Source organism: Brevundimonas sp., from assembly GCF_031082345.1.
Taxonomy (GTDB): domain Bacteria; phylum Pseudomonadota; class Alphaproteobacteria; order Caulobacterales; family Caulobacteraceae; genus Brevundimonas.
In genome coordinates this window covers 1-7,629 of the sequence record NZ_JAVHLH010000028.1, presented here as the reverse complement: position 1 = coordinate 7,629, position 7,629 = coordinate 1, and the positions used below count along the sequence as shown (strand labels likewise).

Here is a 7,629-nt window from a genome sequence, read left to right as displayed (position 1 = left end):
GCGGCGCCGAAGGCGACCTGTTCAGGCAGGCTGCTTTGAGCGGCGGCATTTCCCGACAGCTTCGCGCTCGCGCGCGCCGCCTTGTCCCGGGGTCTGCGCGGCTGCGCCGCTCGCCCCGGGATGACGAAAGAAGGGAGGGGCTCCCTCATCGCCTTGGCAATGGAAGGAGACGGTTGCGCCTACTGGCAGGCGAGGCACTCGTCGTAGTCGGTGCGGGCGGCGCTGAAGAGGTCGGGCTGGTTGAGGTCGATTTCTTCCTCGACCTTGTTCTCGGCCCCGGCGAAGGCGGCGCGCTGAACCGACTTGGAGCGCAGGTAGTAGAGCGACTTCACGCCGGTCTCCCAGGCGCGCCAGTGCAGCATGTGCAGGTCCCATTTGTCGACGTCGCCCGGGATGAACAGGTTGATCGACTGGGCCTGGCAGATCTCGCCGGCGCGGTCGGCGGCCAGTTCGACGACCCAGCGCTGGTCCAGCTCGAAGGCGGTCTTGAACAGGGCCTTTTCCTCGTCGTCGAGGACGTCGAGGTGCTGGACCGATCCCTCGTGCTCGAGGATCGAGGACCAGACGATGTCGGTATCCGCGCCCTTGGAGCCCAGCACCTTCTCCAGATAGGGGTTCTTGACCGCGAAGGAGCCGGACAGGGTCTTGTGGGTGTAGATGTTGGCCGGGATCGGCTCGATGCCGGCGCTGGTTCCGCCGCAGATGATCGAGATCGAGGCGGTCGGGGCGATGGCCAGCTTGTGGCTGAAGCGCTCCATGACGCCGCGCTCGGCGGCGTCCTCGCAGGGGCCCTTCTCTTCGGCCAGCAGGCGGCTGGCCTTGTCGGCCTCGCGGCGCAGGTGCTTGAACAGCCGCATATTCCACGACTTGGCCATGGCCGACTCGAAGGCCACGCCCTGGGCCTGGAGGAAGGAGTGGAAGCCCATCAGGCCGAGGCCGACCGAGCGTTCGCGCTTGGCGGAATAGACGGCCGCGGCCATGGCCGGCGGGGCGCGGCGGATGAAGTCCTCGAGCACATTGTCGAGGAAGCGCATGACGTCCTCGACGAATTTCGGCTCCTCGCGCCATTCGAGGAAGGTCTCGGCGTTGACCGAGGACAGGCAGCAGACCGCTGTGCGGTCGACGCCGAGGTGGTCGCGGCCGGTGTGCAGCATGATCTCGGCGCACAGGTTGGACTGTTTGACCGACAGGCCCAGCTCGCGCTGGTGCGGCGCCATCTGGCGGTTCACCGTGTCGGAGAAGATCAGATAGGGCTCGCCGGTCTGCAGGCGGATCTCGAGGATCTTCTGCCACAGGGTGCGGGCGTCGACGGTCTTGAGGACTTCCTTGTCCTTGGGCGACAGCAGGTTGAACGACTTGCCGTCGCGGACCGCCTCCATGAACTCGTCGGTGATGTTGATGCCGTGGTGCAGGTTCAGGGACTTGCGGTTGAAGTCGCCCGAGGGTTTGCGGATCTCGAGGAACTCCTCGATCTCGGGGTGGTGGACGTCGAGGTACACCGCCGCCGAGCCGCGGCGCAGCGAACCCTGGCTGATGGCCAGGGTCAGGGAGTCCATGACGCGGATGAAGGGGATGATGCCCGAGGTCTGGCCGGCGCCCTTGACCTTCTCGCCGATGGAGCGGACGCCGCCCCAGTAGGTGCCGATGCCGCCGCCGTTCGAGGCGAGGGCGACGTTCTCGTTCCAGACGCTCTGGATGCCGTCGAGGCTGTCGCCGACGGCGTTGAGGAAGCAGGAGATGGGCAGGCCGCGGTCGGCGCCGCCGTTGGACAGCACCGGGGTGGCCGGCATGAACCACAGCTTCGACATATAGTCGTAGACGCGCTGGGCGTGCTCGGCGTCGTCGGCATAGGCGTTGGCGACCCGGGCGAACATGTCCTGGTAGCTCTCGCCGGGCAGCAGGTAACGATCCTCCAGCGTCTTCTTGCCGAAGTCGGTCAGCAGGTCGTCGCGCGACCGGTCGAGCTGGATCGAGGGCACCACCTGGAGGTGGGGTCGATCAGCGGCGTCCGCAGCCGCAACCGACTGGAAATCCACTGTCTTCAACGCTTCGCCGCCGGCCATAATGGTCACTGCCCTGAACTGATCGTGTTAAGTCATTCGCGCTTCCGACCACATCATCTAGTGGCCGAAGCGCTCCCCAAGCCCACATATGGGGCGCAGATGGCTAACCAACCGTCAACGGGGTTGACGATCACTTTCTGGGCGAATCGCATTCAAGACAGGGGATGGGCCTGTGGACAGGCCGTGACGGCGGGGTGACAGGGGCATGACGGATGCGACGAAAATCTGATCACGAACGCGTGAGGGGAACGTCCCGCAAGCGGGACCGTTTCGGCCCGATGACCTCCGAACAAATCGTCGCCTTCGGCCGCCGCGCCCTGCGCATCGCCCGCACGGAGATCGCCGCGGTCAGCGCCCTGTTCATCGTGGCGCTGGGGGTGATGACCTTTGTCGAACTGGCTGATGACGTGACCGAGGCGGACGGCCGGGCCTTCGACCAGGCGGTGCTGGACGCCATGCGGCCGGGGGCCATGATTGACCCCTGGGGGCCGGGCTGGCTGGAGGAGGCGGCCATGGACCTGACCGCCCTGGGCGGGATAGCGGTGCTGGCCCTGTTCGCCCTGGCGACGATCGGTTTCCTGGTGCTGCAGCGCAAGCGGCTGTCGGCCCTGCTGCTGGCGGTGGGCCTGGCCGGAGGGGTGGCGCTGAGCGAGGGGCTGAAGGCGATGTTCGGGCGCGAGCGGCCGCCCGAGGCGCTGCAGGCGGTGGAGACGCTGAACGCCAGCTTCCCATCGGGGCACAGCCTGCTGTCGGCGGTCTTCTATCTGAGCATCGGGGTGATGCTGACCCGGGCGTTCCACCAGAAGCGCTTCAAGGCCTATGTCATCGGGGTGGCGGTGCTGCTGACCCTGATCGTCGGGCTGACGCGGGTCTATCTGGCGGCGCACTGGGCCTCGGACGTGCTGGCCGGCTGGAGCGTCGGCGCGGCCTGGGCCATGGCGCTGTGGCTGGCAGCCTATGCGGTGCAGCGGCGCCAGCAGGGGCATCCGGAGGCGCCGCATGTGCTGCCGGTGGATGAGGAGGAGTAGGCAGCAGGCAGCAGGCAGCAGGCATAAGGCAGCAGGCATCAGGCAGCAGGCGTCGAGGTTGCGGCTCGCTCTTGACGGACGCCCTGATCGCCAGCCGCGCACCGGGTCGCCCTGCTGCCTGTTGCCTGCTGCCTGATCTCTCAGCCGCCGCCGAAATCGAGATCCTTGCGGGCCGAGATGATGGTGACGATGAAGCCGGCCAGGACGTCGAGCATGACCATGGTCAGGATCAGGAAGAAGGTCGAGGTGGCGAAGCCCTTGACCAGCAGGAAGGCCACCAGCGAGGCCACGAACAGGATCATCGACAGGGCGTGGTTGACGATGGCGACCTTCTGGCTGGAGGTCGACTTCAGCAGTTCGAAGAACAGCAGGATCAGGGCCAGGAACAGGATGATGTCGCCGGCGCCGATGGTCCAGCCGCCGCCCGAGACCATCGGGATGGTGAAGACCGGGTCCTGGAGCGCCTGCTCCGCGCCCGCCACGCCGCCGGCGCCGGTCAGGATGATGACGGCGTAGATCGCGACCGGGATCACGAGCAGCGGCAGGGCGATCAGCATGGCGGGGGCTCCCCATCGGTCGGGCTCGAGCGGGCGTTACGGCCGCGCTTGTCAACGATGAATACCCCTGTTCGCTCCGCGCCGCCATGGCGGCTCGCCTGACGGGCGAACCGTCAGAATTCGGAGATCGCCCCGGGGCGGCGGGAGCGCGATTTCAGCCAGATGACGCCGAGCAGGTCGGAGAGGGAGGCCATCAGCCGCCCCCAGTTGGTGTATTTCGAGCGGCCGGTCTCGCGGTGGCGGTGGTCGACGTCGAGATAGCGGTTCTCGTAGCCCTCGCGGATCATCAGGGCCGGCAGGTAGCGGTGGAGGTGATCGAAATAGGGCAGGCGCAGGAAGACGTCGCGGCGGAAGGCCTTGAGGCCGCAGCCGGTGTCGGCGGCGTCGTCGCCGAGCAGGCGGCGGCGGATGCGGTTGGCCCAGAGCGAGGCCCAGCGCTTGGCCCCGGTGTCCTGGCGTTTGGCGCGGACGCCGCCCACCAGCGCGACATTGGGGGGCGAGGCGGCGAGCAGATCGGTCAGCCGGGGGGCGTCGGCGGGCGGGTTCTGGCCGTCGCCGTCGAGGGTCACGACGATGGGACCCCGGGCCGCCAGCACGCCGGTGCGCACGGCGCGGCTCTGGCCGGCGTTCTCGCCGTGGCTGAGCACGCGCAGGGCCGGGAGCTCGGCCATCAGGGCGCGCAGCTCGGCCAGGGTGCCGTCCTTCGAGGCGTCGTCGACGAAGATCATCTCATAGGACCGGCCCGCGAAGGCGGCGGCGATCTCGCGGGCCAGCGGGCCGGCGGCGCCTTGCTCGTCATGCACGGGCACGACAACGGAGATATCGGGGGTCGCCTGGATCATGGGCGTCCTGTAGCGGGTTTCGCGGCGCTGCGGGAGGCGCCCGCGCGGGGGTGGTTGCGTGAACGATGACGCGGCGCGAACGGGCGTGATAGGAATATGGCCATGATGCGCCCCGACCTCGACCGATTCATCGCCGGCTGGCGGGGCCCGCTGCTGGCGGCCCTGGTCGCCCTGCTCGCCGGCCTGCCGGTGCTGATGCTGATGCCGCCGCTGGACCGCGACGAGAGCCGCTACGCCCAGGCGACGTCGCAGATGCTGGAGAGCGGCGACTACGTCGACATCCGCTTCCAGGACGATCCGCGCTGGAAGAAGCCGGTCGGCATCTACTGGATGCAGGCGGCGGCGGTGGCCGCGACCTCCAGCGTCGAGAACCGCGACATCCAGCCGTACCGGATCCCGTCGATCCTCGGGGCCATGCTGGCGGCGGCGGCCTGCGCCTGGGCCGGGGCGGCGATGTTCGGCCAGAGGGCGGGATTCCTGGCCGGGGCCATGCTGGGGGCGACCTTCCTGCTGTCGACCGAGGCGGGCATCGCCAAGACCGACGCCATGCTGTGCGCGGCGGTGACCCTGGCCATGGCCGGGCTGGCGCGGATCTATCTGGCGACGCGGGCCGGGGAGGCGCCGCGACGACCGCACAAGCTGGCGTTCTGGCTGGGGATCGGCCTGTCGATCCTGATCAAGGGGCCGATCGGGCTGATCGTGGTGGTCCCGGCCATCCTGCTGCTGTCGCTGTGGGACCGGGACGTGAAATGGCTGATGCGGCTGGGCTGGGGCTGGGGCCTGCCGCTGGTCGCCCTGATCGTCGGGCCGTGGGCCATCGCCATCACCATCGCCACCGACGGCGGCTTCTGGCGCGAGGCCATCGTCGGCGACCTGGCCCCCAAGATCGCCGGGGGCCACGAGAGCCATGGCGCGCCGCCGGGATACTATCTGCTGGGGGCGCTGGTGATGTTCTTCCCGGTGACCCTGATGCTGCCGGCGGCGCTGTCGACCGGCTGGCACAGGCGGGCCGAGCCGGCGGTGCGTTTCCTGGTGTGCTGGCTGGTCCCGGCCTGGCTGATCTTCGAGCTGACCCCGACCAAGCTGGCCCACTACACCCTGCCGACCTTCGGCGGACTGGCCCTGCTGGCGGCGGCGGCCCTGACCCGGCCGATCGGTCCGGTCTCGCGCTATACGGGGGCCGTGCTGTCGGTGGTCGGAGGTCTGGCCATCGTTCTGCTGACCGTCTTCGGCCTGACCGAGTTCGGGCGCTCGACGGCCCAGGGCTGGGCCACCCTGACCATCGTGTTCGCGGCGCTGGCGGCCCTGATCGGGGCCTTCCTGCTGCTGCACCGGGCGGCCGTGGCGGCGGTGCTGGTCGCCGTGGCGCTGGGGATCCTGGCCCATGCGGGCCTGGCGGGCACGATCCGGCAGCTGAAGCCGCTGGCCATCGCACCGCAGCTGCAGCAGGTGCTGGAGCGGGCCGACCTGCATCCGCGTCAGGGACGGCCGGGGCCGGTGGCCATCACCGGCTTCCACGAGCCGAGCTTCGTCTTCCTGACCGGGCGCGGGACCGAGCTGACCGACGCCGAGGGGGCCGCGCGGGCGCTGTCCGAGGGGCGGCCGGTGATCGTCGAGGCGCGCGACGCCGACGCCTTCAGCGCCGCCTCGGCCGAGCTGGGGGTGACCGGCCGGGCGGTGGGGGTGGTCAACGGCCACAACTATTCGCGCGGCGACGACGTCAGCCTGACCGTCTACGCCCCGTCGGGAACCACGCCGTGAGCCGGCCGATCACCCTCGTCGAGGTCGGACCGCGCGACGGGCTGCAGAACGAGAAGGCCATCCTCGAGCCCGCCGTGCGCGCCGAACTGGTGCGGCGGCTGGAGGCGGCGGGGGCGCGGCGGATCGAGGCGGTCAGCTTCGTCCATCCGAAATACGTGCCGCAGATGGCCGGGGCGGAGGAGGTCATGGCCGCCCTGCCGCATGAGGCCGGTCGCAGCCGCATCGGCCTGGTGCTGAACGGCAAGGGCTACGACCGGGCGCTGGGGACCCCTGTCGACGAGGTCAATGTGGCGATGTCGGCGACCGACGGCTTCGGACTGAAGAACCAGGGCATGGGCGTCGACCAGCAGGTCTCGATGCTGTCGGACATCCTGACCGGGCGGGCCAATTCCGAGGGCGGCGAGGGCGCCGGGCCGTCGCTGTCGGCGACGCTGTCCTGCGTCTGGGGCTGTCCGTTCGACGGCGAGGTGTCGACGGAGCAGGTCGAGGACCTTGTGGGTCGCGTCGCCGAGCTGGGGGTGAAGGAGATCGCCCTCGCGGACACCATCGGCGCGGGGGACCCGTGGGCGGTGACGCGCAAGGTCGAGGCGGCGCGCAGGGCCGCGCCGGAGGCGGTGCTGCGGCTGCATTTCCACGACACGCGCAACACCGGCCTGGCGAATGCGTATGCGGGGGTCGAGGCGGGGGTGGACGTGCTGGACGCCTCGGTCGGCGGCATCGGCGGCTGTCCGTTCGCCCCGGGGGCGACGGGGAACATCGCCACCGAGGATCTGGTCTATATGCTGGAGCGCGGGGGCTATTCGACCGGCTACGACCTCGACGCCCTGATCGACACGGCGCGCTGGATCGGCGGGCTGATCGGGCGGCCGACGCCGAGCGCGCTGAGCCGGGCGGGGGGATGGCCGAAGGGGTGAGAATTTCCTCCCCGTGAAACGGGGAGGGGGACCGCGAAGCGGTGGAGGGGCTCGTGCCGCCAGACCCGATCATCTACCAGCGCGCGGCCCGCCTCACGCCGCCGGAGGCCCGGCTCTGGAAATGTCTGAAAGGCGGCAAGGTCGGCGGTCACTGGTTCCGCCGACAGCATCCGATCGGCACATACGTTCTGGACTTTTACTGCGTCGAGGCGTTGCTCGCCGTCGAGGTCGACGGGGCCGTGCACGATACGCCTGAACAACGTGACCGGGATCGTCGCCGGACAGCATGGCTGAATGCCCAAGGCATTCAGGTGCTTCGGTTTCCGGCCCTGTCGATCAGAGACAATCTGGACGGCGTGCTGGCAGGGATTCTGGCGGCATTGAGCGGGCGATGACCGGGGCGAGGCCGGCAGCCCCTCCACCGCTTCGCGGTCCCCCTCCCCGCGTTGCGGGGAGGAAAGGGG

7 protein-coding genes are annotated in these 7,629 nt (G+C 69.5%); 4 read left to right on the top strand and 3 right to left on the bottom strand.

Annotated features, from left to right (window positions below):
• Positions 1-179: 179 nt before the first annotated feature.
• Entirely contained in the window at positions 180-2,063 is a 1,884-nt protein-coding gene (locus tag RDU12_RS03300; protein ID WP_300290131.1) for a ribonucleoside-diphosphate reductase subunit alpha, read from the bottom strand.
• A gap of 278 nt (positions 2,064-2,341) precedes the next feature.
• Between RDU12_RS03300 and RDU12_RS03295 the strand changes: the two genes are divergently transcribed.
• A complete protein-coding gene (locus tag RDU12_RS03295; RefSeq protein WP_300290127.1) occupies positions 2,342-3,091 on the top strand; it encodes a phosphatase PAP2 family protein in 750 nt (249 codons plus the stop codon).
• 140 nt (positions 3,092-3,231) lie between these two features.
• Here the strand turns inward: RDU12_RS03295 and RDU12_RS03290 are convergent, their stop codons facing one another.
• Complete coding sequence (locus RDU12_RS03290) at positions 3,232-3,648, bottom strand: hypothetical protein (protein ID WP_300290126.1); 417 nt, start codon at positions 3,646-3,648, stop codon at positions 3,232-3,234.
• A 113-nt stretch (positions 3,649-3,761) separates the two neighbouring features.
• The gene (locus RDU12_RS03285) at positions 3,762-4,490 is read right to left on the bottom strand and encodes a glycosyltransferase family 2 protein (RefSeq protein WP_300290125.1); all 729 of its coding nucleotides are present in this window, start codon (positions 4,488-4,490) and stop codon (positions 3,762-3,764) included.
• 102 nt (positions 4,491-4,592) lie between these two features.
• On the opposite strand from RDU12_RS03285, the gene RDU12_RS03280 reads away from it, so the two are divergent.
• The 3 genes from RDU12_RS03280 to RDU12_RS03270 are packed head-to-tail and all read left to right on the top strand — an operon-like array spanning position 4,593 to position 7,560.
• Positions 4,593-6,251, top strand: a complete 1,659-nt coding sequence (locus tag RDU12_RS03280; RefSeq protein ID WP_308684094.1) for a glycosyltransferase family 39 protein — start codon at positions 4,593-4,595, stop codon at positions 6,249-6,251.
• Entirely contained in the window at positions 6,248-7,165 is a 918-nt protein-coding gene (locus RDU12_RS03275) for a hydroxymethylglutaryl-CoA lyase (protein ID WP_300292625.1), read from the top strand. The genes RDU12_RS03280 and RDU12_RS03275 overlap by 4 nt, the downstream gene beginning before the upstream one ends.
• A gap of 53 nt (positions 7,166-7,218) precedes the next feature.
• Complete coding sequence (locus RDU12_RS03270; RefSeq protein WP_300292623.1) at positions 7,219-7,560, top strand: endonuclease domain-containing protein; 342 nt, start codon at positions 7,219-7,221, stop codon at positions 7,558-7,560.
• The last annotated feature ends 69 nt before the right edge of the window (positions 7,561-7,629 follow it).